17 protein-coding genes and 6 pseudogenes are annotated in these 21,121 nt (G+C 68.4%); 12 read left to right on the top strand and 11 right to left on the bottom strand.

Features of this window, described 5'->3' with window-relative positions; all coding sequences use genetic code 11:
- Positions 1-482: 482 nt before the first annotated feature.
- The 4 genes and pseudogenes from OHA98_RS20230 to OHA98_RS20215 form a co-directional block, all read right to left on the bottom strand.
- Entirely contained in the window at positions 483-1,298 is an 816-nt protein-coding gene (locus tag OHA98_RS20230; protein WP_266927990.1) for an alpha/beta fold hydrolase, read from the bottom strand.
- A gap of 377 nt (positions 1,299-1,675) precedes the next feature.
- Positions 1,676-2,886 (bottom strand): IS3 family transposase gene (locus tag OHA98_RS20225; protein ID WP_266926278.1). Its coding sequence is split into 2 segments (ribosomal slippage): positions 1,676-2,595 and positions 2,595-2,886, totalling 1,212 coding nucleotides; the frame shifts between segments, so codons are not numbered across the junction.
- Positions 2,887-3,041: 155 nt separating this feature from the next.
- Positions 3,042-3,719 (bottom strand): annotated as a pseudogene (locus tag OHA98_RS20220) (alpha/beta hydrolase).
- A 104-nt stretch (positions 3,720-3,823) separates the two neighbouring features.
- A complete protein-coding gene (locus OHA98_RS20215; protein WP_266927989.1) occupies positions 3,824-5,476 on the bottom strand; it encodes an alpha/beta fold hydrolase in 1,653 nt (550 codons plus the stop codon).
- A gap of 191 nt (positions 5,477-5,667) precedes the next feature.
- On the opposite strand from OHA98_RS20215, the pseudogene OHA98_RS20210 reads away from it, so the two are divergent.
- Positions 5,668-5,911 (top strand): annotated as a pseudogene (locus OHA98_RS20210) (hypothetical protein).
- Between the two features lie 18 nt (positions 5,912-5,929).
- On the opposite strand, the pseudogene OHA98_RS20205 reads toward OHA98_RS20210, so the two are convergent.
- The 3 genes and pseudogenes from OHA98_RS20205 to OHA98_RS20195 form a co-directional block, all read right to left on the bottom strand.
- Positions 5,930-6,795, bottom strand: a pseudogene (locus OHA98_RS20205) (transposase).
- A 399-nt stretch (positions 6,796-7,194) separates the two neighbouring features.
- Positions 7,195-7,632 (bottom strand): GNAT family N-acetyltransferase, encoded by a 438-nt coding sequence (locus OHA98_RS20200; protein WP_266927987.1) that lies wholly within the window; start codon positions 7,630-7,632, stop codon positions 7,195-7,197.
- Positions 7,633-7,976: 344 nt separating this feature from the next.
- A pseudogene (locus OHA98_RS20195) lies at positions 7,977-8,746 on the bottom strand (transposase).
- Between the two features lie 114 nt (positions 8,747-8,860).
- Between OHA98_RS20195 and OHA98_RS20190 the strand changes: the two are divergent.
- Together OHA98_RS20190 and OHA98_RS20185 are read left to right on the top strand one after the other, a co-directional pair.
- Entirely contained in the window at positions 8,861-9,667 is an 807-nt protein-coding gene (locus tag OHA98_RS20190; RefSeq protein ID WP_266927985.1) for an IS5 family transposase, read from the top strand.
- An 8-nt stretch (positions 9,668-9,675) separates the two neighbouring features.
- Positions 9,676-9,822 (top strand): annotated as a pseudogene (locus tag OHA98_RS20185) (site-specific integrase); the annotation flags it as partial.
- A 330-nt stretch (positions 9,823-10,152) separates the two neighbouring features.
- Here the strand turns inward: OHA98_RS20185 and OHA98_RS20180 are convergent.
- On the bottom strand, positions 10,153-11,394 hold the full coding sequence (locus OHA98_RS20180) for an FAD-dependent monooxygenase (protein WP_266927984.1): 1,242 nt from the start codon (positions 11,392-11,394) through the stop codon (positions 10,153-10,155).
- A 78-nt stretch (positions 11,395-11,472) separates the two neighbouring features.
- Between OHA98_RS20180 and OHA98_RS20175 the strand changes: the two genes are divergently transcribed.
- Entirely contained in the window at positions 11,473-12,054 is a 582-nt protein-coding gene (locus OHA98_RS20175; protein ID WP_323179662.1) for a TetR/AcrR family transcriptional regulator C-terminal domain-containing protein, read from the top strand.
- Positions 12,055-12,137: 83 nt separating this feature from the next.
- The gene (locus tag OHA98_RS20170) at positions 12,138-12,356 is read left to right on the top strand and encodes a hypothetical protein (RefSeq protein WP_266927981.1); all 219 of its coding nucleotides are present in this window, start codon (positions 12,138-12,140) and stop codon (positions 12,354-12,356) included.
- A 213-nt stretch (positions 12,357-12,569) separates the two neighbouring features.
- Here the strand turns inward: OHA98_RS20170 and OHA98_RS20165 are convergent, their stop codons facing one another.
- The gene (locus OHA98_RS20165; RefSeq protein WP_266927980.1) at positions 12,570-12,725 is read right to left on the bottom strand and encodes a hypothetical protein; all 156 of its coding nucleotides are present in this window, start codon (positions 12,723-12,725) and stop codon (positions 12,570-12,572) included.
- 284 nt (positions 12,726-13,009) lie between these two features.
- On the opposite strand from OHA98_RS20165, the gene OHA98_RS20160 reads away from it, so the two are divergent.
- A complete protein-coding gene (locus tag OHA98_RS20160; RefSeq protein ID WP_266927979.1) occupies positions 13,010-13,867 on the top strand; it encodes a DUF3592 domain-containing protein in 858 nt (285 codons plus the stop codon).
- A gap of 722 nt (positions 13,868-14,589) precedes the next feature.
- Positions 14,590-14,931, top strand: coding sequence for a DUF6415 family natural product biosynthesis protein (locus tag OHA98_RS20155; RefSeq protein WP_266927978.1), 342 nt, complete (start codon positions 14,590-14,592; stop codon positions 14,929-14,931).
- Positions 14,932-14,937: 6 nt separating this feature from the next.
- Here OHA98_RS20155 and OHA98_RS20150 read toward each other — a convergent pair.
- Positions 14,938-15,870, bottom strand: a pseudogene (locus tag OHA98_RS20150) (helicase associated domain-containing protein); the annotation flags it as partial.
- Between the two features lie 358 nt (positions 15,871-16,228).
- On the opposite strand from OHA98_RS20150, the gene OHA98_RS20145 reads away from it, so the two are divergent.
- The 4 genes from OHA98_RS20145 (at position 16,229) to OHA98_RS20130 (ending at position 19,419) form a co-directional block, all read left to right on the top strand.
- Positions 16,229-16,894 (top strand): transcriptional regulator, encoded by a 666-nt coding sequence (locus OHA98_RS20145; RefSeq protein WP_266927977.1) that lies wholly within the window; start codon positions 16,229-16,231, stop codon positions 16,892-16,894.
- Positions 16,891-18,228 carry an MFS transporter gene (locus OHA98_RS20140; protein WP_266927976.1) on the top strand — a complete coding sequence of 446 codons (1,338 nt, stop codon included), beginning with the start codon at positions 16,891-16,893 and terminating at the stop codon, positions 18,226-18,228. Before OHA98_RS20145 ends, OHA98_RS20140 begins: the two co-directional genes overlap by 4 nt.
- A 181-nt stretch (positions 18,229-18,409) precedes the next feature.
- Positions 18,410-18,772, top strand: coding sequence for a transposase (locus OHA98_RS20135; RefSeq protein ID WP_323179607.1), 363 nt, complete (start codon positions 18,410-18,412; stop codon positions 18,770-18,772).
- A gap of 26 nt (positions 18,773-18,798) precedes the next feature.
- Positions 18,799-19,419, top strand: coding sequence for an IS3 family transposase (locus tag OHA98_RS20130; RefSeq protein WP_266930816.1), 621 nt, complete (start codon positions 18,799-18,801; stop codon positions 19,417-19,419).
- On the opposite strand, the gene OHA98_RS20125 is transcribed toward OHA98_RS20130, so the two are convergent.
- The gene (locus OHA98_RS20125) at positions 19,367-20,764 is read right to left on the bottom strand and encodes an IS30 family transposase (RefSeq protein ID WP_266927527.1); all 1,398 of its coding nucleotides are present in this window, start codon (positions 20,762-20,764) and stop codon (positions 19,367-19,369) included. The genes OHA98_RS20130 and OHA98_RS20125 overlap by 53 nt on opposite strands.
- A gap of 104 nt (positions 20,765-20,868) precedes the next feature.
- Here OHA98_RS20125 and OHA98_RS20120 point away from each other — a divergent pair.
- Positions 20,869-21,121: IS3 family transposase (locus OHA98_RS20120; protein WP_266927974.1), on the top strand; the 253-nt coding region annotated here is incomplete at its 3' end.

Genomic DNA, 21,121 nt, shown 5'->3' with positions numbered 1-21,121 from the left:
CCGCCGCGCAGGGCTGACCCGGGCTGCGGGTCGGCGCGTGGGGCTGATCCGGGCCGAGGGCTGTTGCGGAGGCGAGCAGCAGGAGGAGTGGCGGGGCGCCGGCCGTGTTCTGCGGCCGGCAGCCGTCATCTATATGCGTCCGCAGCTCCGGCAGGAAACGAATCGCTCGGCGCCAGGGAGGTGTTCGCGAACACCTCCAAGTGGGGCGACCCGCGGGCGGGCCGCCGCGGACGACCGGGTGGGCCCGGGGTTTTGTGGGCCCACCCAGTCGTCGCGAGGTCGCGAGCGCCCGTCAGATGACTCCGTCCTCCTTTGCCGAAGGCGGTGATGAGGTCCTCGATTCGGCTGGTGCTGCCGTGGTCGGTGGACGTGGTGGCCGCCGTACCGCCCGTCACTGCCGTAGGACCGTCAGCGAAACCGCTGCGCCGCCGGCTCGCCTTCACTCTGCCCTTCTGCGCGGCGGCGTCAGCGGCCCGTTCTGTTCAGGAGCAGGTGTCGAGGAATCGGCGGATCGCGACCGCTGACTCCTTCGGCCTTTGAAGGTGAACCCAGTGATCGGCGTCCAGTTCGACCAGGGTGGTGCCGGGGCGTCGAGTGGTCATGTCGCGGGCTTGCGCGGTGGGCAGCACGGTGCTGGCTGTGCCGTGGAGGAGCAGTGCGGGGCAGTGGGAGCCCAGCCATTGGCGCCAGTGGTCGCCGAGCAGGCGGGTGTCGGAGTCGACCGTGTCCGCGGGGTGAGAGCCGAGCCGCCACCCGTCGTGGTGTGGTCGCAGTCCGTTTTCCAGCAGGGGTGCCAGGGGGCCGCAGGCGGCGAGGAGTTCCTCGCGCGTGGGGGTGGAGTACGGCAGGTCGAGCAGAAAGGACAGCGGGGCGGGTTCCACGACAGGGAGACAGGCAGGCCCGTCGATGTTGATCAGGGCGCTTACGGCGTCGGGCCGGGCCGCGGCCAGGTGGTAGCCGTTGATGGCGCCGAGGGAGTGCCCGAGGACGGGGAGGGGCCGGTGATCAAGGCCCAGGCAGGTGAGCAGGAGGCGCAGATCGTCGAGGTATCCGTCCCGGTCGTACTGCTCGGCCCGGTCGGAGTCCCCGTGCCCTCGCTGGTCCAGCGCGATCACCCGCCATCCGTCGGGGCCCAGGGCGCGGGCGAGTTCGGCGAAGTCAGCCGCTTCGCCAAGGTGTCCGTGTAATCCGAGTAGGGGCCGCCCCTCTGCCGGCCCGAAGTCGAGGTAGGAGAGGCGTCGCTCGTCGGTGGTGAGGAAGGAGCGCACGGGCTGGCCCGGGATCGGTCTGGTCGGCATGGATTCACCGTATGGACGATCAGCAGCCAGGTACGTGAGCACATCTGCCTGATCGCCAACTTCTGGCGGACGAGGCGGTGGTCGGCTCGACCAGCCTGTACGCGCTTGATCTTGCCGAGGGGCGGGCTGAGATTGGCGCGACCTGGTTCGATTGTTCGTGCTGGTGTCCGCCCCTACAACGCTGAATCCAAGTTGCTGCTGTTCGGGCATGCCTTCGATGATCTGGGCCTGGCCAGGATGGCCTTGCGCACCGACAACCTCAACGTGCGTTCCCAACAGGCCCTGACACAGCTGGGACTCGCGTATGAAGGGACGTTGCGCAGTCACATGATGCGCCAGGACGGCACTCGGGCCTTGACCCCGGAGCTTGAACACATCTATGCGGCTCGGGTCAGGGTAGTTGATAGTGGGTGGAAGGTGGTCTCGTAGGCGATCGGGGAGCGTTGTCCGAGGTGGGAATGCCGGCGTCGGGTGTTGTATCGGGTCAGCCATCGGAAGGCGTCGAGCCGGGCCTCACGCTCGCTTGGCCAGCCCCTTTGCCCCTTCAGCGTCTCTCTTTTGAAGGTCGCGTTGAACGACTCCGCCAGTGCGTTGTCCGCGCTGGACCCGACCGCGCTCATGCTCTGACGGACCCCTGCTGACCTGCAGGCTTCGGCGAATTCTCGGCTCGTGTATTGCGAGCCGTGGTCGGTGTGCATCACCGCCCCGGCCAGGCTCCCGCGGGTCCGCTCGGCGGCGGCCAGGGCGTCGGTAACGAGTTCGGTCCGCATGTGATCGGCGACTGCCCACCCCGCCAGGCGTCTCGAGCAGAGGTCGATGACGGTCGCGAGATAGCAGAACTTCCCGCCACCGATCCTCAGGTAGGTGATGTCGCCGACGTACTTCGTGTTCGGGGCCGTGGCGGTGAAGTCACGCCCGATCAGGTCCGGCGCCTTCGGCGCGGCCGGGTCCGCGACGGTGGTGCGCTGCCGGCGCCGCAGCCGGACGCCCTCGAGCCCGATCGTCCGCATGATCCTCGCAACCCGCTTGTGGTTGACCGCCTGGCCGCCGTCGTCGCGGAGCTCAGCGGTGATTCTCGGGGCGCCGTAGGTGCCGTCGGAGTCCTCGTGGACCTTGCGTATCCGGGCGGCGAGCTGGGCGTCAGCGGCCTGCCGGGCCACCCTGGCAGGGGCGGTCCGGCGCCAGTAGTAGAAGCTCGAGCGGGAGATCCCGAGAATGTCACAGAGCCGCTTGACGCCGAACCGGCGCTGATGATCTTCAACGAACTGGCAGCGGGTCACCAGCGCGTCTCCGTCGCGAAATACCGGGCCGCCTTGCGGAGGATGTCGCGTTCTTCCTCCAGCTCGCGGATCCTCTTGCGCGCGGCGGCCAGCTCCGCCTGAACCAGCTCGCCGCCAGGCTGCGGCGCAGCCGCAGGCGCGGAGTGGGCACCGGCACGGCGTCCGTCGGCGGCCCGGATCCAGTTCCGCAGCGTCTCGGTGTTCACCCCGAGATCGGTGGCAACCGACTTGATCGTCGCTCCCGGACGCGACTGGTAGAGCGCCACCGCGTCCGCCTTGAACTCGGTGGGATAGTGCTTCATCCCCACAGGGACTCCGTTCTCCTGGACCATCAAGATCCAAGTCTCTCCGGTGTCCAAACTCCGGGGTCAGGGCCCCTCGTCGTGACTCCTGTACTACAGCGTGTTGGTGGATGAGTGGCCTGCCGTGCGCGACAGGCTGCTCACCAAGATCGCGGCCAAGTTCACCGGCTGATCGCGCAGCTGTCCGCACCTGGGATTTCCATGAGCGGTCGTGAATCCTTCATCCTGCAGGCGAGGGTGTTGGCGGCGAGCAGTTCCTGCAGGAGTTCGACGATGAGATCGGGCTGTCCTGCGAACGAGGAGTGGCCCGTCTGCCACTCGCGCACGTAGGTGCAGCGCGAGGCCACCTTCCGCTGCAGGACCGGGTTGATGGCCCGGTCCTGCGTGCAGACGATGTAGGTGGAGGGAGCGTGCTTCCAGCTGCGGCGCTCTGGGATGCCTCGCCCGCAGCCGGAGCTTGGGCACGCAGCAGGCCAACCGCCCAGACGGCGAGAGGTTCGGGACAGTCGCCGTGGAATGTGCCCGCAGCCCGGTTGGGTTACAGGCTGGTCGACCGGTCGGGCTCAGGGTTGATCGCGGCCTGGAGCTGCGGGAACGCGCCACCCGGAGTGGCTGGGGCTCTGGCCGGCATCTGGTACGAAGGCTGCTGGATAGACCAGGTGTCCCGCCTCGCGCATCCCAGTGATCGCTGACCCGCCGTAGGAGTGTCCGAGCACGATCGGAGGCTCCGGTGGCGAGTCGGTGACGGCTTGGACCGCGGCTGTGTCAGCTGACAATGAGCTCTTGTGGAGCTCGGGAACGACGACCGCGGTTCCTGCGGTCCGCAGGGGTTCTGCCACCAGGGCGAAGTGTTCGGGAGGGTGATACAGGCCATGAACGAGCACCGCGGCGGCCGATGCGCACGTGTCCTCGGGCCGGTGTCAGACGAGTGGTCCATGGTCGGTCAGCCGTATCGCTGGAGCAGTCCGTCCACGTACGCCTCCAGCCGTTCTGCCAGCACATCGGACGTCAGATCGTCCCGGCCCAGTTCACGCCACGGCCCGGCCAGTTTCGCTGCGTCGGGGCAGTAGTGCAGGGCGTCGAGCAGCCGCCAGTACAGGTGGTCGGGGTTGTCGGCGAGGCCGCGGCCGCCGTGTGCCTCGTACCGCTCGCGGAAGTCCAGCCCGTGCGCCGGCCCGTGCAGCAGCGCGAGCGCGGTCGAGCAGTGCGCCACGTCCAGGTCGGCAGGTCCCCACGAGGTCTCGACCCAGTCCACGACACCGGTGATCCGCAGCTTGGGACCGGCTCCTGTGAAGAGTACGTTCCCGGGGTGGAAGTCGCGGTGCAGGAAGCAGCCGTCGTAAGACGGCGGGTCGCGGCGGATCACGTGGACGGCCCGCTCCCACAGCGGTCCGTCCGGGGTCCGGACACGTTCCGGGGACGTCCACGCCTCGTACGTGCGCGGTCTTTCGTCCGGTACGACGCTGTGGATGCTGACGAGCTGGGCCGCGAGCAGGTCCAGGCGCCGGGCGAGGTCGTCCTCGTCCACGCGGACGCGGCCGGGCAGCGCGGACATCAACAGCGTCGGGTGGTCGCAGTGTTCGGCCGTGGCGTCCACGGCGACGAGATCGGGCGCCGGGATGCCCTCCTGCCCGGTGAGCAGCGTCAGGACGGACGCCTCGCGGGCCAGCAGCCCGGGCCCGTGGCGGCGGAAGAACGGCTTGACGAAAGTCCGTTGCACCAGGGCGGTGCCGTCGTCGAGCGTGAGTTGGCGCATCTGGGAGCTCCAACCACCGGACAGGAGGTGCAGGCCGGTGACCTTGCGGCCGGTGCCGAGCTGCTTGGCGACCCACGCTTGCGTAGCTGACCAGCCCTGGTCGTCGAGGCCAGTCAGCACTGCCTCCACGAACTCCCGCCGGTCCTCGCTGTGATCGCGGAACCACGTCCCCAGCTGGTGCTGTGCGTCCGGAAGGTCGAACCGCGTGTACTGGGAGCGGGCGGCCAGCGCGTCCTGTACGGACTCGGTCACCGCGGCCGGGATCACCGCGTCCGTGCCCGGCACGGCGAGCACCGTCCGGCCCTCGTACGCCCGCAGCACCCGAAGCGCGGGCGCCTCCCGCCAACTGCCCGGCCGCCGGATGGTCCCGCTGAACCGCCCGTTCCCTTCCTCGAAGGGAATGTCCCACGCTGCGGCGGTATACACGGCGGGTGCGCACAGCCCCAGCGCCGCCACCCGATCCCCGTAGTGGGCGACTAGATCCGCGACCGTCTGCCCGCTCATACTGAAACCCACCAGGACCAGCGGCCCTTCCGCCCCGCCATACGCGTCGATCACCGCGACGGCCTGCTCGAACCGTCGCCGCAGGCTTGACTCACTGAGCTTTCCGGTGCTTTTGCCGTGCCCGGAGAAGTCGAAGGCGACCCCTCGGCAGCCGTGGGCCACGAACTCCTGTACCAGCGGCAGCAGTCGCTCCATGCTGCTGTTGCCCGCGCCATGCAGCACCACGGCGGTGACCCCGGAGGACTCACCGCCGTATACACCGCTGAGCCGTTCACCGTCGTGGTCGTGGTCGTGGTCGTGGTCGTGGTCGTGGTCGTGTGCGAAGTCGAAGAGCATGCCCCTATTCACTCACGCCGTGGTCTTCGTCTTTCGGGAGTATCACCACCGGCACTCGACCTCTGGTCGTCATCTGTTCGGGGACGGAGGTTGGGATGCCGAGGCCGACGGGGGTGCCCCTATGTGGTTGGTCAAGGTCGAAGGCCAGTAGGTTCGTGTGGTCGAGGGCGGGCCGAGCCGTAGGGGTATGCATGAGCGATAGCCAGGTCACGATCAAGCTCACGAGTGACGAGGCACTGGTGCTGTCGCACTGGCTGGAGAAGCTCCAGATGACGGACCCGCCCGCCGCTCAGCCAGGTTGTCGACGATCCGGCGGTCTGGGCGCCGATCCATAGGATCGCCGGAACCCTCGACAAGACGCTTCCTGAGCTGTTCGCATCCGACTTTGACGAGCGCCTTGAGGCGGCTCGTCAGAGGCTTCGGCCGGAGGACTGACCGAGCGGTCTGAACTGCTCACCTGCCTGCGACGGGTTGGGGTTCGTAGAAGGCTCCGTCGCGGAGCATCGCGAAGAGGACGTCGGCCCGGCGCCTGGCGAGGCAGAGCAGGGCCTGTGTGTGGTGCTTTCCCTGGGCGATCTTCTTGTCGTAGTAGGCCCGCGATGCCGGTCACCAAGGGCCGCGAACGCGGAGAGGAAGAAGGCCCGTTTGAGCTGCTTGTTTCCTCTCCTGGACGGCTGTTCACCGCGGATCGAGGAGCCCGAGTTCCGGGTTGCCGGGGCGAGTCCCGCGTATGCGGCAAGGTGGCCGGCGGTCGGGAAGGTGCTGCCGTCGCCGACCTCGATCAGGATGCGGGCACCGGTCCTGACACCGACCCCCGGCATCGACGTCAGGGCTTTGGAAAGAGGGTGGGCCTCCAGGAGTTCCTTGATCCGTCCGGCCAGCAGTTTCCGCTGGTCCAGGACGGCCGTCAGCGATCCGGCCAGGCTCGGGACGATGAGCGAGGCCGCTTCGGTCTCCGGAACGGTCACGGTCTGTTCGTCCAGTGCGGCGAAGATCTCCTCGATCAGCCGCTCGGCCATCCTCGGCGCCTTCGGCCGCAGCAGCGTGACCAGCCGCCGACGGCCCGCCTTGCGTATGGCGGGCTGGTCGACCACGATCGGCACTGTTCCGTGCTTGGCCTGGAGTTCTGCGAACAGTTCGCGGAGCTTGGGTTCGGTGTTGGGCAGACGCTTGTCGAATGCCTTCTTTCCGGCCGGGGTGACGGCGGTGGCGTGGTGTTCACTCTTGCCGACGTCCAGGCCGAGGAAGACGTCGATATTACCGATGTCGATCACGTGCAGGCCTCTCCATGGCGCTTTCGTCCGGCCTTGCCTCGGCATCGAGCTGCCACACCCACGTTACGGAGAACTCTTCCGGCTCGGGTGAATCCGGTGCTCAAGCCCCTCATCAGCGGTCCGTCGATGCTTCCGGGCCCGGTGACACCACCCCCCGGATCATCAACCGCAACAAGGGGGGGAAAGTCATGCCGGACCCGAAGGCCGGAGGCCCCATTGCGGAGCCACGAAAAAGGTAACTGTGATAGTCGACCTGCGGCCCGGGTTGGGTTGCTGCCAGGCTGGCGTCTGCGTTCCGGCAGGCTGGGGGCTTGTAATTGAACAACTGGCACATCCACAGCCCTACCGGCTGACTGACCGTTCACAGAATCAGCGGGGTGTCGAACATGGGCGCCGCCAGCACTCACCAAGTGCTGGCGGCTTGGAGGTTGAGGATGCTGTGGCCTACATAGCCGGGCTGTCGCGACAGACCAACCGGGCCTCGGCAACACCGATGCCGTCCTCGTCATCGAGCCGTTCGATTCCGTCCCGGGTGAATCCGGCACGCTCGTAGAAGCGGATGGCATCGGTGTTGGGAACGTACGCGTACACGCAGAGCTGACCGAAGCCACGCCCTTTCAGATCGGCTACGGCGTGCCCGAACAGGCCCCTGCCCAGTCCGGTGCCGATTCGGGCGGGCTCGATGTAGAGCCCGTAGACCTCGCCCGCGGAATCACCGAGATCCGGATCCCCGTCAGCGGGGCCGGTGCGGCAGAACCCGACGACGGTGCCCGCTTCCTCCGCCACCCACAACCGGTATGCGGCAGGGATGTCCACCAGGTACTCGGCCCAGTCCACGGCCTCCTGCACGGGGTCGAGCCGCTCCAGATACGCCGTGCTCATGAATCCCGCATAGGCCGACCGCCACGCGCGAACCTTCAGTTCCCCGAGTACCGGGGCATCTTTTGGGATAGCAGTACGAATCACAGTTCGAGGCTATGCCACGAGCGCTGGGACCGGCATTCGATTTCTGCCCGGCCCAGGCGCACCTGGCGGGCAGGTACCGGCAGCCGGCCAGGTATCTTCCGTGCACGACGTCGTGAAGCCCTGGCCCCGGTTGGGCCGCCGTCAACCGATGCACAGGGAGTCAGGACGCCGTTCCGGTGGGTCACTATTGATGAGGCGTACGGCTAAGCGTTGTCCCGTAAATGATCTGCGACGTGCTCGCTGGCCTGCTTGTTCCTTCGTCACCCGGCGAGGGTGAGGTTGTGCAGGCGAGCGATGCCGAGCATGGCGTGGTGGACGCCGTCACCTCTGAGGCGGCAGTCGCGGTGGATCTTCCGGGTCTTCATCCGGGCAAAGGCGTGCTCGACGCGGGCGCGGACCTTGCGGTGCGAGGCGTTGTGTTTCTCTTTCCATGGTTCGAGTTCGCTCTGGCCGGGTTCGCGGCGGTGCGGGATGACCAGGCCGGTGCCCCGGTAGCCGCCGTCCGCGATGACCGTGGTCCTGCCGACGGCGGCCTTCGCGCCGGACAGCTCCCACGCCTTGCAGTCGTTGCGGTTGCCGGGCGGCGGACGGCGACCGCGACGACCAGCCGAGTGTCCGCGTCGATGACGACCTGGTGGTTGGTGGAGTACCGGTAGTTCTTCGACTGTTCGGCGATGTTGTGGTCGCGGGTGGGGACCAGGGTGCCGTCCACGATCAGCACGGTGTCCTTACGGAATCGCTTGCGCTGCTGGAGGGCGAGCGATGGCGCGAGGTGGTCGATGATGCGGTCGGCCGCGGACTTCGGCGCCCCGAAGAGCGGCGTCAGCTGCCGCAGGGTCAGGTCTGTGCGCCAGTAGGCGGCGGCCAGCAGGACGCGGTCCTCCAGCGGCAGGCTCCACGGTCGGCCCTTACGCACCGGATCCGCACCTTCCCGCCGGAGGGCGGTGATCAGTTTGCCGAACTGGCGCGGGCTCAGCCCGCTGAACGGGGCTATCCAGGAGGGCTTCGACGCCGCGATCACACCAGACACAACAAGATCATCTCACCCTGACCAGCAGTTACGGGACAGGTCTTACTGATCATTTCAGAATGAGATCGGTGTGTTGGCTTGGCAGTTGGGTGTTGTGTCGGCAGGATCTGCCGGGTGTCTGCTGATCTCGTGCCCGATGACCTGTGGGAACGCATAGCCCCGCTGCTGCCTCCTCGTCCGCCTCGGCGGCACCGGTATCCCGGGCGGCTGCCGGCCGATGACCGTGCTGCTCTGCGGGGCATCGTTTACGTGCTGCGCAAAAGTGTGAGCTGGCGGGACGTCCCTGCGGAGCAGGTGGGCTGCAGTGGGGTGACGGCCTGGCGGCGTCTGCGGGACTGGACCGAAGCCGGAGTCTGGCCCCGCCTCCACGAAGTCCTGCTGGCAGAACTGCGTAAAGAGGGCCTGCTGGAGATGGACGACGCTGCGATCGACGGCTCGCACGTCAGGGCCCTCAAGGGGGCTCACACCGGACCTTCGCCGGTCGACCGCGCACGCCCCGGCAGCAAACACCACATCATCGTCGACCGGCACGGAACCCCGCTCGCCGTTGCTCTGACCAGCGGCAACCGCCACGACGTCACCCAGCTCATGCCACTTCTGGACGCCATACCGCACATCCGCGGCCTGCGCGGCCGGCCCCGCCACCGGCCCCGGCGACTGTTCGCCGACCGTGGCTACGAATACGACAAGTACCGCCGCCTCGTCCGGGCTCGTGGGATCACACCGAAGATCGCCCGTCGCGGCACACCGCACGGCTCCGGCCTGGGCAGGACCCGCTGGGTCGTCGAGCGGACCTTCGCCTGGCTGCACCAGTTCAAACGCCTTCGGATCCGCTACGAGATACGCGCCGACCTCCATCTCGGTCTGCTCCAACTCGCCTGCAGCATCATCTGCTTGAGACGACTCCGAACCGCATTCTGAAACGATCAGTTAGGGGAGCAGGGGCCTCGGAGCTGATGCTGATGGCGAAGTCCCGGCACAAGAAGGTGGAGAATGTTCGCCGGTACTTCAAGCCCGCGGCGCAGGCCATCGCGGACGTGACCAGCCTGCTGGCCCCCGGCAACGCCCGGCGCTAACCGGCCCCTCGGGCGCCCCGGCCGATCGGGCGAGCACCGCGAACCGCCGCGGGGCCGGGTCGTTGACGGTGCGGGGGCCAGCGGAGGCGGAGGAACGGTGGGCGGAGGGCCCCAGCCTCAGCGTGACGGCGGGGCCCCAGTAGTTCGGGTCTTGCTCAGCGGCGGGGGCGCCAGCGGGCGGAGACGCACTCGTTGTTGCCGGCGCGGAGGCCGAGGGGCGGGGCGGCGCGGTCCAGGGAGATGGTTTGGCCGGGGGCGTGGACGGTGTAGCCGTTGCGGGCGGGCCTTGGCGACGGGCAGGCTCGTGGGCACAGGGCCTGCCTCGGGCGCTCAGGCGTCGGCGTAGGCGTAGGCGGGAAGCTGCCAGTCACCGCCGCGCTCCTCTTTCGACATGCGCGCGACCAGGTCGGGGATGTGCAGGAAGCAGGCCAGCGCGGTGGCGTTCTGGAACGCGGTGATGGCGTGCTTGTTCAGGGGCATGCCGACGCGCAGGATGCGCGGGTTGACCTCGCCCTGGATCTCGTCGACGAACGGGCGCAGGACGCGCTCGTAGTTCGCCAGCGCGGTCGGCAGGTCGCCCGGGCTTCGGTTGATCTCCCCGGCCAGGACGTAGGCGCCGATCAGTCCGCCGGAGATCCCCATGCCGCTGTAGGGGGAGGCGCAGTGCGCGGCGTCCCCGGCCAGCGCCACCCGGCCCTTGGACCAGCTGCCGATGCGTACCTGGGCGATCTCCTGGGAGTAGAAGAACGGGCTGTCCTTCATGCCCTTGACGAACCGCTCGGTCTGCCAGCCGGCGTCATTGAACCGCTCGGCCCAGAATTTCTGCTGCTGCTCGATCGGAGCGCGGTGGATCGCGGAGGCTTCCGCCGAGTCCTCACGCATCACGAAGTAGACCTGCGTCTCGGTCGCGTTGTGGCTGCGCCGCATGATCTGCCGGCCGCCTGGGATCATGTAGGTGTCGCGGATGTTGGTGTCGGAGGCGATGCGCGGCACGAACCAGTACGCCGTGTGGATGCCCACGTGCCGGTACGGATCGAAGCCCTCGGGCAGCAGCGCCCGGCGGGTGCGCGAGCCCTGCCCGTCGGCGCCGATCAGGAGGTCGTACTCGCCCGAGGTCCCATCCGAGAAGTGCGTGGTGACCTTGTCGAAGTGCTGGTCGAAGCCGTCGAGTCTCTTGCCGAAGACGTACTCGGCGTCGTCCTTCGTCGCCTTGTACAGGATGCGCACCAGGTCACCGCGCATGATCTCGTACTCCGAGGTCAGGGTCTGACGGCCCTTGCCGGAGGTGTTGGCCATGATCGTCGCCTTCGGCTTCCCGCGGGAGTCGATGAACGCCACTCCGGCCTCGTCCACCAGCTGACTGCGCACCTCCTCCAGCAGCCCCATCCGCGTCACCGCGTCGATGCCTTGCCCGCGCAGGTCCACCTGCGCCCCCGAGGCGCGCAGCGCCGGAAACCGCTCGACGACCGTCACGGCGTGGCCGCCGCGGGTGAGCCAGAAGGCCAGCGCCTGCCCTGCGACACCGCCGCCGGCCACCAGGATCCGCAGGCGCTTCGCGATCTTGTTCGCCATGACGCCACCCCAGAATCTATCGGTGATTGATTCCTTTCCAGGTTCTTCTATCAGCGATAGATTGTCAACGTGACCAAGATGAACCGTGAGACCGTCGTCACAGAGGCGCTGGACCTGCTGGACGACGTGGGCCTGGAAACCGTCAGCACCCGGCGGCTGGCCAAACGCCTGGGCGTCGAGCAGCCGTCGCTCTACTACCACTTCAAGACCAAGAAGGACCTGCTGGCCGCGATGGCGGAGGCGGCCATGGCCCCACACGCCCACGCCGCCCTGCCGGAAGACGAGGACGACTGGCGGAGCTGGTTCCTGGACAACTCCCGCAGCTTCCGCCGCACCCTGCTGATGCGCCGCGACGGCGCCCGCCTGCACGCCGGCAGCACTCCGACCGGTGATCTGCACCGGATCCGCCGCAAGATGGCCTTCCTGGTCTCCTCTGGCGTTTCCGAGCGGCAGGCGCAGATGGCGATGCTGGCCGCCAGCCGCTTCACCGTCGGCTGCGTACTGGAGCAGCAGGCAGAGGTGGACGCGCCGGACACCGGGGACCTGCCGGACGACGTACCCGCGCTCGATCACGGGGAGGCGTTCGAGGCGGGCCTGGCGCTCATCCTCGGCGGCCTCGAACAGCACACCGCCGCACCCGACGCCGCAACCTCCCCCTGACCGCCGACAGGCGAGGCCAGGACAGCGGCGCTTCGCAGGCCGGCCCGTCTCGTCGCGGGTCACGCTGATTTTCTGGAGAGCTGGTGAACACGGATGCGGATGCAGGGCTTGTGGGCGGGCTGATGAAGGCCTTGGCGCGGCGAATGAGGCCATCAACGGTGTTCTCGGGCCGCGCCAGCCCCGCCCTTCTGACGCACATGGTCACCTTCTACGAGCGCAACCAGATCGCGGGCCGGGGCCTGGACGGCGCACCGCAGGACGGCATCCTGCCGAACTCCGCAGAGCATGCGCCGTCGCAATGAGACGGGTGGCGTCACACGCGGGCGCCTGCCAACGATCACGCTCGAGCTCCTCAAGGGACCGCCGACGGACCAGGCAGCGCCCGCCGGGCTCCTGACGGCCCAGGAGGTGGAGCAGTACGGGGTAGGCGGCCGGCGGTATGCCGCGCGGGGCGAATACGAGGGCGTTGTTGGCCGTCCAGACGTACTCGGGAGCGACGGGCTCCACAGCGATCGTCATGACGTCCCATCCTTCGTGGCGCGGGCCTGGGCGCGCGCTTTGTCTTCCCGCAGCGGCTTCTCCGCCGGCCTCGGGAGCTCTCTCAGTTCCTTGAACGCCTCGGGCAGGTGTGGTTTGTCCTCGATGGCGTCCAGCAGCGACAGCTGGTCCACCTTCAGTGTCCCCTGCGCCCGCACGCTTTGGTCCGCGATGACGCCATGTGCCGGCCCGGCGTCGTGCGAGTGGTGTACGGAGCGGCACAGCACGCCGCCCGGCTGCCTCGGCCTGCTCCACCGGCAACGACGTAGTCCCGCACAGCAGGTCACGCTGTGCGGACCGATGCTGCGCCGGACCGAACTCCGGTGCCATCCACGGTTCGGCGAAGTCGGAGTTCTTCTCGGCCGGCCGGTCCGGCCATGGTAGACCTTGCGCACGAACGACGGACAGGGGGGCGGGCGTGAACTGGCACGGAACACTGCTGCTGTGGTGCGGGGCGTGCGGCGTATGGGCTCTGGTCGGATACGGGCGCGCGCTGGCCGGGGCCACCCGGTCGCAGCGGACGGTACGGGTGACCGGGCGGATCGTCGAGGTGCGGACCCCTCCGCACGGCAGCCCCGGCACGGCCGGAATACCCGTGATGATCGCCTTCGCCGACGCCGTCACCGGGCAGGAACACGTCCTGCCGTACGTGGCCGAGCGCGGCATCGAACTGAACACGGTCTGGGTGGGGCGTGAGGTCGCGGTGCTCCACCCGCCCGGTGACCCGGATCGGTTCTGGATCAGCTACGGTCTCCAGGACGGCGAGGACGGGCGGGCCTGGCCGAACTTCGCGGTGTTCCTGCTGTACGCCGGTCTGGTCACGGACATCGCGATCCGGTACGGATATCCGTGGGCGCTGCTGGGCGTCGGCGGACCGCTGACTGTCGCCATGGTCTCCTTACTGCGCCACGACCTCCGTCTGATACGTGTCGAGGCCGCGCACATGGCCGCCGCCGTGCGCGTTCCCGGCCGGGTCGTCGCCGTCCTCAAGTCCGTTTGCGAAGACGGCGAGTCCGTCTCGACCAGCTACACCCCGGTCCTCGCATTCACGACACATGAGGGAACGGCGGTCACCGCCCGCCTCCGTAACGGCGTACGACGCCCTGCCGACTGGTACGGACGCGAGCTCCCGGTCCGCTACGCGCCCGAGGACCCCGCCGTCTTCACCCTGGACCGCGCCGCCGCCCGCCGCTCCGGCATTTGGGGCATCGTCTTCATCGTGGTCCTCCTGCTGCTCTGCGCGGTGGCCACCGTCGCGGGCGTGGTCCTGCTGTGACGCGTGGACCGCAACGGGCCGGGGGCGTGACACGGCAGTGCGTCGTGCGGACAGGGGCGCCCCGGCGAACGCGGCCGCACTACGCGCTACCCGTGCGGGAGCCGGTAGACGGAGACATGGGAGCGCGAATCGGCGGTGAACCGCCTCCCCGCCAGTCGGCGTGCCTGGACTGGGAGTCTTCGCTTCCCTGGCTGGGGTGGTTCTCGGTTCGGTGTCCGGTCTTGGGTGCTGTGGACCGGGCTGATTCGGTTTGTTTCATGAGGTGTTGAGTTTTGATGGCCCGGCGCTGGTGTTGGACAAGTAGTGAGGATCAGCTGGTCACTGGGTGAGGATTGCCTGGCCAGGGGAGTGAGAGCTCCCACGAACCCATGGAAACACCTCTTCAACAACTGGCAGCGGCCGGTGTCACGCCCACCGCATACCGAGCCCGGTGATGACGTCGTGCTGCTCGGGGGAGCTTGTCCCGCCAGGTCTTGGTCCCGGTGTCCCGTACCACCCGGCCGGGCCGGTGTCCGCTCCGGCAGTTCCTGGCTTGTGCCGGGCGAGCGCGGCATTCCCGCCCGGATGCCCCGGCCGGCCGGCCGTCCTGGTCCGGAGCGGTAGGTGGGGGTTGCATAGGGTTGCAGTCGGGGAGAGTCATCCGGTGGGGATGGTGGCGGCGAATGATCATCAGGTGGCGGCCGGCTGCCGGAGACTTCGTGAAACCCCTGGGGTGAGGGCTGATGAAACTGAACACGCACACTGTTCTCCACGACCCGCGCGGGCTGTACGGAGCGGGCTTACCCCTGGACCGCGCCCCCTACGAGCGGTTGGTCGCCGCGGTCCTGTCCTGGACCGACCCGGCCGTCCTCACCTCGCATGACTTCGAGCGGATCGCCCTGCAGCTGACCGGTCACGCCCGCGCCGTCGCCACCGACGTCCGCCACCACACCGACATCCTGGACGAGGACACCGGCCCCCGCGCCCTGGCGGAGATCATCCTCGCCGAAGCCCAACGCCGCCTGAGCACACCCCACCAGGGCACCCTGCACTGCGTGCAGAACCGGGCCCGCCTCATCCGCTGAACACACGAGTTTCACGACGTGCTCCTGGCCGTCGACCTCGACCGGCTCTTCGTGCTTCCTCGGGACAGGACGCTCGTGCCCTTCGCGCTGAAGGTACTGAGCAAGGCCTGCAACCCCCCGCCGGAACGGCGCCGACAACCCACCCGCCCCCTTCGCCACGCGTGTTGTCACCGGGGCGGGTTCCGGCTCGTCCGGTGTCACACCGAGCCCGCCGAGCCGCTCCTGCTGCTCACCGCTCAGCTGCGCCCACGTGTGCGCCTTCCGCTGCTGCGCCGGCCACTTCCCCAGATCGTCACCCTCGAACAGGACACCGGCCTGGATGTCGGGCAGGGTCCCGCCGGTCTCGGTGTCGGCAAGATCAGCGAGGACCCGGTAGTGGCGTTGCCAGTCCAGCGGCCAGGGACAGTTCCAGTCCTCATCAATGGCAGCCAGCTGCTCGGCCCGCGTCCCGGCCCGTTCCGGGTCTTTGTCCAGGCCGTCCTTCCGACGGAGGTTCGCGATGAGCTGCCCGATCGCCACCAGCTCGTCGTCCGCCTCGCCCCGCACCGCGTCCTGCCGCGGCGCCAGATGCCCATGAGCCCGCCGGAAGGACCGCAGCGCGGCGAGCTTCGCCTCCCACGCTTCGTCCCCCGGCTCCCACACCAACCCCTCCTCATCAAGGAGTTCCCTGCGATGGTCATCGAGCTCACCGGCCCGCTTCGCCCGCCGCTGCTGGTGCACCCACCGGCCCAGCGGGAACCGCACCACGCCGACCTCGGTCTGCGTCTCGTACGGCACCGCGAACAGCCCCGCAATCTCGTGTTCCTCGCGCCACCGTCGCAGGGCCTGGTACCCGTCGAGCCACACCAGCGAATCCGGCCGGAACACCCGGGTGCTGAGGAACGCGGCGATCGTCGCTGGGTCACGTGGCGTGGAGATGTGCAGCAGTGCGGATTCGACGACGGCCTGGGTGCTGTCCTCCAGGGCGACGATCTCACTCTCGGGGGGAACCGAGCAGGCGTGTGTGCCTCCAGCAACCTCTCTCCGGCCCCAACCACGCCTCTCCTGTCGTAGGCGGCGAACTGCTCACAGCCGCCTACGGCGGCCAACCGCCCCGCCGGGGCACCGCAAGCCCGCCAGGGCTGAGGAGCTACCGGCCCCGCGCGCCGCCGCACCCCAAGAGCGCGAATTTCCGTCGACCAGAGGGCAGGCAGGTCAGCACATTTGAGCAGCGGCCCCTCGCAAGCCTGCTGAACCGCAAAGAGTTCTGCGCGAAGGGATCTTTGCGAATAACTCTTTGCGGTCTACTGTGTGTCGCATGACTGATGCAGTGGAGAGGCCGGATGGCCCGAACGTTGAAGAGGACTCGGTTGTCCTGGATGCCAGGGGGCTGCGTGCCCTGGCGCATCCGGTGCGCGTGCAGTTGGTCGGGCTGCTGCGGAAGTACGGCCCGTCGACGGCCACCCGCCTCGCGGAGCGGCTGGGCGTGAATTCCGGTACGGCCAGCTACCACCTTCGGCAGCTCGGCGCGGCCGGTTTCGTCGAGGAGGACACCGAACGCGGCAACGCGCGTGAGCGCTGGTGGCGGTCGGTGCACCGGACTACCTGGTTCAACGATCCTGAGCTGGCCGAGCGGGAGCCCGAGGCCGCACTGGCCTACCAGCAGTCCGTCGCGGCTATCTACACCCTGCGCACGCAGCAGGCCCTGAATGGGCTTCAGACGATGCCCCGCGCATGGCGGAACACCTTCGACATGAGCGATTGGGCTTTGCGGATCACGCCGGAGGAGGCCGCCGTCCTGTACAGGGAGTTGACGGAAGTCATCGCGCGCTACCGGCGAGACTCGCCGGAGACGGCGGCAAGTGCTCCTGAGGGAGCCGAACGGGTCGCCGTGATCACGCAGATCCTGCCCGAACTGGACGCGCCTGCCGCGTCGTCGCTCCCTTCCCGCCCTCAGGAAGAGGAAGGAAACCCGACATCATGACCGACGACGCCTTGGAGGCCGGCGGCATACCCGCCAAGAGGTCCTTACGGCCGCTGGGCGGGGTGCTGGCGGCCATGGCCGTGTCGCTGACCGGCACGCGCATCTCCGTTGTGGCACTGCCCTGGTTCGTCCTCGTCACAACCGGCAGCGCCACCCAGACCGGACTGGTCGCCTTCTGCGAGATGGCTCCCTACGTGGTGGTCAAGGCGTTCACCGGACCGCTGGTGGACCGGATCGGCCCGCGAGCCGTTTCCTGGACCACCGATCTGGCCAGCGCGACCGCCGCCGCCGCGGTTCCCCTGCTCCACGCCCTGGACCTGCTCTCCTTTCCCCTTCTCCTGGTTCTGGTTGCACTGATCGGCGCGGCCCGGGGACCCGGCGACCTGGCCAAGGAAGTGATGGTCCCGGAGGCGGCTGAGCGCGGCCGGGTGCCGCTGGAGCGGGCCACCGGTCTGGCCGGTGTGATCGAGCGGCTCGCCTCTACCGTCGGCCTGGCGGTCGGCGGATCCCTGGTGGCGCTGCTCGGCCCCCTGACCGGACTCGCTGTCAACGCGGGCTGCTTCGCCCTCGGATCGGTGATCATCAAAGTCGCGCTGCCTCGCGGTATGGGGCACGCGGCCGAGGAAGCCCCCTCGCAGGCCGAGGGGACGGGACCGGGTTACTGGCGGCGGTTCGGCGAGGGCTTCACCTTCCTGCGCGGCGAGCCGTTGCTGCTCACCGTCATCGTCATGGTGGGGATCACCAACCTGCTGGACGCGGCGTTTACCTCGGTGCTCGTGCCCGTCTGGGCCAGGGAGTCCGGCAACGGGCCGGCCGCGATCGGCCTGATGGGCAGCGTGATGGGGGCCGCGGCGGTCGGCGGGAGCCTGATCGCCGCGATGGTCGCCCACCGGCTGAGGCGGCGGGTGGTGGTTCTCACTGGGTTCCTGCTGGCCGGGGCACCGAGGTTCCTGATCCTCGCCTTCGATGCTCCGTGGGGGGTGGTACTGGCCGTCTTCGCGATCAGTGGGTTCGGTGCCGGCTTCGTCAACCCAGTGCTGGGGGCCGTCCTCGTCGAGCGGGTGCCGCGCCGGATGCTGGGCCGGGTCAACGCGCTCGGTGACTCGCTGGCCTGGGCCGGCATCCCTCTCGGCGGGCTGCTCGCAGGGGCGGCGGTGACCGCTGCAGGACTCGTGCCGGTGCTGCTCGCCTGCGGCGCCGCGTACTTCCTCACCACGAATCTGGCCGGACTGCGGCCGGAATGGCGCGAGATAGACCGTACGCGGGGGCGGGGCGCCCTGAAGCCGCATTCCAAGGAAGACGCCTCGCAAGACAGTGCGAATGTAGCGACATGAGGCTTACGTGGGGGAGGAGGGCCATCTGGCTTCCTTCTCCCCCAACAGCTCCGAGCGGGCACAGCCGCAGCAAACGTGCTCTCTTGCCTTCACCCTTCCCTCAACCACACCTGTCTCTGCACGGCCGAAGCCGCCCTGACAGCCATCCCGGTGCTCCCACGCTGTGTGAGGTTCCCCCGAGATGCGGAGTCGGTTGACAGCAGGTCAGATGGGACTCATGAGAGGAACATCGACCATGGCTGCTCCCCGGAAATACTCGCTTGAGTTGCGTGAGCGTGCGGTACGGATGTATCGCACTACTGAGCCGAAGCCGCAGATCAAAAAGATGGCCGTCGACCTCGGCGTGCACCCCGAGGCTCTGCGCGGCTGGATCCGCCAGGCCGAGGCGGACGCCGGCGAGCGCGACGACCGTCTCACCACGGACGAACGCGCCGAGCTCACGGCCCTGCGTAAGGAGAACGCCCAGCTCAAGCGGGCCAACGATGTCCTGCGGACAGCCTCGGCGTTTTTCGCGGCGCAACTCGACCCGACCCGGCCCAGGTAACGGCGCTCGTCAGCGAGCATCCCCGCCTGGGAGTCGAGTGCGTACTTCGGGAACTGCATATCCCCTCCTCCACCTACTACCGCTGGCGCCGCGCCGAGAAGGAGCCCTGCGAACGCCGGCGCCGCGACGTCGAGCTGACCGAGCGGATCAAGGAAATCCATACGGAGTCCGGCGGGATCTACGGCTCTCCGCGCGTGCACGCCGTCCTTCATCGCGAGGGCGCCCGGGTGGGCCGCAAACGGGTCGAGCGATTGATGCGCGAAGCCGACATCTCCGGGGTCAGCCCACGCCGCAAGGGCTTCACCCGCCGGGATCCCAAGGCCACCCTCGCCCCGGACCTGGTCAACCGGAACTTCACCGCACCGGCGCCGAACCGGTTGTGGGTCACCGACCTGACGATGATCTCCACCGGGGAGGGGCCGCTGTGGCTCTCGGCGATCCGCGACGCCTTCTCCCGCCGGGTGGTGGCCTGGGAGACCTCTGCCCGCGCGGACGCCGACCTGGTGCTGACCACGTTGGAGTACGCGCTCGCCAGCCGCGAGGTCGAGCCCGGAAAGCTCATTCACCATGCGGATCACGGCTGCCAACCCGGACTCAATCGGTTGTCGCAACACCGGCTTCTTGAGTCAAGAGTAGGTGTTCGTTGAGGGCTTCAGCGGGTGTCTTCCATCCGAGGGTTTTGCGGGGGCGGCTGTTGAGGGCGAGTGCAACGGCTGCGAGGTCGTCTGTCTGCCATCGGGACAAGTCCGTGCCCTTCGGAAAGTACTGCCGCAGCAACCCATTCGTATTCTCGTTCGTGCCGCGTTGCCACGGGCTGTGCGGGTCCGCGAAGTAGATTTCGAGGCCGGTGTCGACGCGGAGCCGGGCATGCTGTGCCAGTTCTTTGCCGCGGTCCCAGGTCAACGAGCGACGCAGCTGCTCGGGCAGCGTGGTGATCGTGGAGGCGATCGCGTCCCTGACGGCCTCGGCACCCAGACCGGCCAGCGCCGGCCCGTTCTTCACCCTCGGCTCGGTGCCAAAGCCTTCCATCCGGGGCAGGTGCAGCAGCATGGTAAACCGGGTCGTGCGCTCGACCAGAGTGCCGATCGCGGACTTGCCGGTGCCGATGATGAGGTCGCCTTCCCAGTGTCCCGGGACTGCCCGGTCCTCGGCCTCGGCCGGTCGTTGGCTGATCATCACCTCGGGGGTGACGTGCCCGTTCGCCCGCCGTCGGGCTCGGGCGCGGGGAACCCGCAGCGCACGCCCGGTACGCAGACAGCCGACCAGCTCACGCTTGAGGGCTCCACGTCCTTGGATGTAAAGCGCCTGGTAGATCGCCTCGTGCGAGATGCGCATGGACTCATCATCGGGGAAATCCGTCCTGAGCCGGCCCGCGATCTGCTCGGGACTCCAGGCCGTCGCCCACCGCCGGTCCTGACGGCGGGGCTTGTTCCGTCCCTTCCACCGAGGCGTCTTCGGCCCGGTGACCTGTGTTCCGTCCGGACGACGTACATCCCCGGCGAGCCGGTCCTGCACATACTCACGCAGCCGTTCATCGGCCACGAGCTTCGGCGTCTTCGGACGCCGTGCCGCCAGTTCCGCCTTCCACTGGGCGATCGAGGCCCGGTAGCCGAGCTGCCCGCCGCGGGTGGCCGCGTTGCGTCGCAGCTCCCGCGAGATGGTCGACGGATCCCTGCCCAGGCGGCGTGCAATCTCGCGGACTCCCAGGCCCTGGGCGTTGAGCAGCGCGATTTCTTCGCGTTCCGTGAAGGACAGGTATCTGCCCGAGGGCGTGCTGAGCTGGATCGACGGCATGCCGCCACGTTCACGGAACCAACGGGACCCCACCACTGGGGATACGCCGCACGAGACCGCCGCCGCCTCGCTGGTCATCCCCTCGGCGATCTTCATCCAGAAAGCCCGCTCCACCTCCCGACGGATTGGGGGCCGTCCCGGCGACCGCATTGCCGGACGCCCCGTCAGCCGCGTGGCCCATCCCGCTGGCCGACCCATCCAACACCTCCAGGGTCGAGGTGTTGCGACGATCAGTTGAATCCACCCAATACACATCCATCAAGCTCACAACCCGGTTGATGCGGTCGGGAGCTGAGGCGTCCATGGGGTCCGTCGGAGATTCATACGACAACGCCCTCGCGGAGAACCTCTGGATGCTCATCAAAACCGAGGGACTCCGCGGCCGCACCTTCGCCACCCGGGCCGAGGCGAACGTCGCGCTCTTCGAGTACATCGACGGCTTCTACAACTCCCGCCGCATCCAGGAACGGCTCGGCTTCCTCAGCCCGATCGAGTTCGAGGAAAGGCACTACGCCGAGCAGGCGACAGCCAAACAAGCGAACCTGAACGCCCGCC

Source organism: Streptomyces sp. NBC_00654 (assembly GCF_026341775.1).
In the GTDB taxonomy this organism is placed as follows: Bacteria; Actinomycetota; Actinomycetes; order Streptomycetales; family Streptomycetaceae; genus Streptomyces.
Note: the sequence above shows the minus strand (reverse complement) of the source record. Positions and strands in the feature narration are given on the sequence as shown.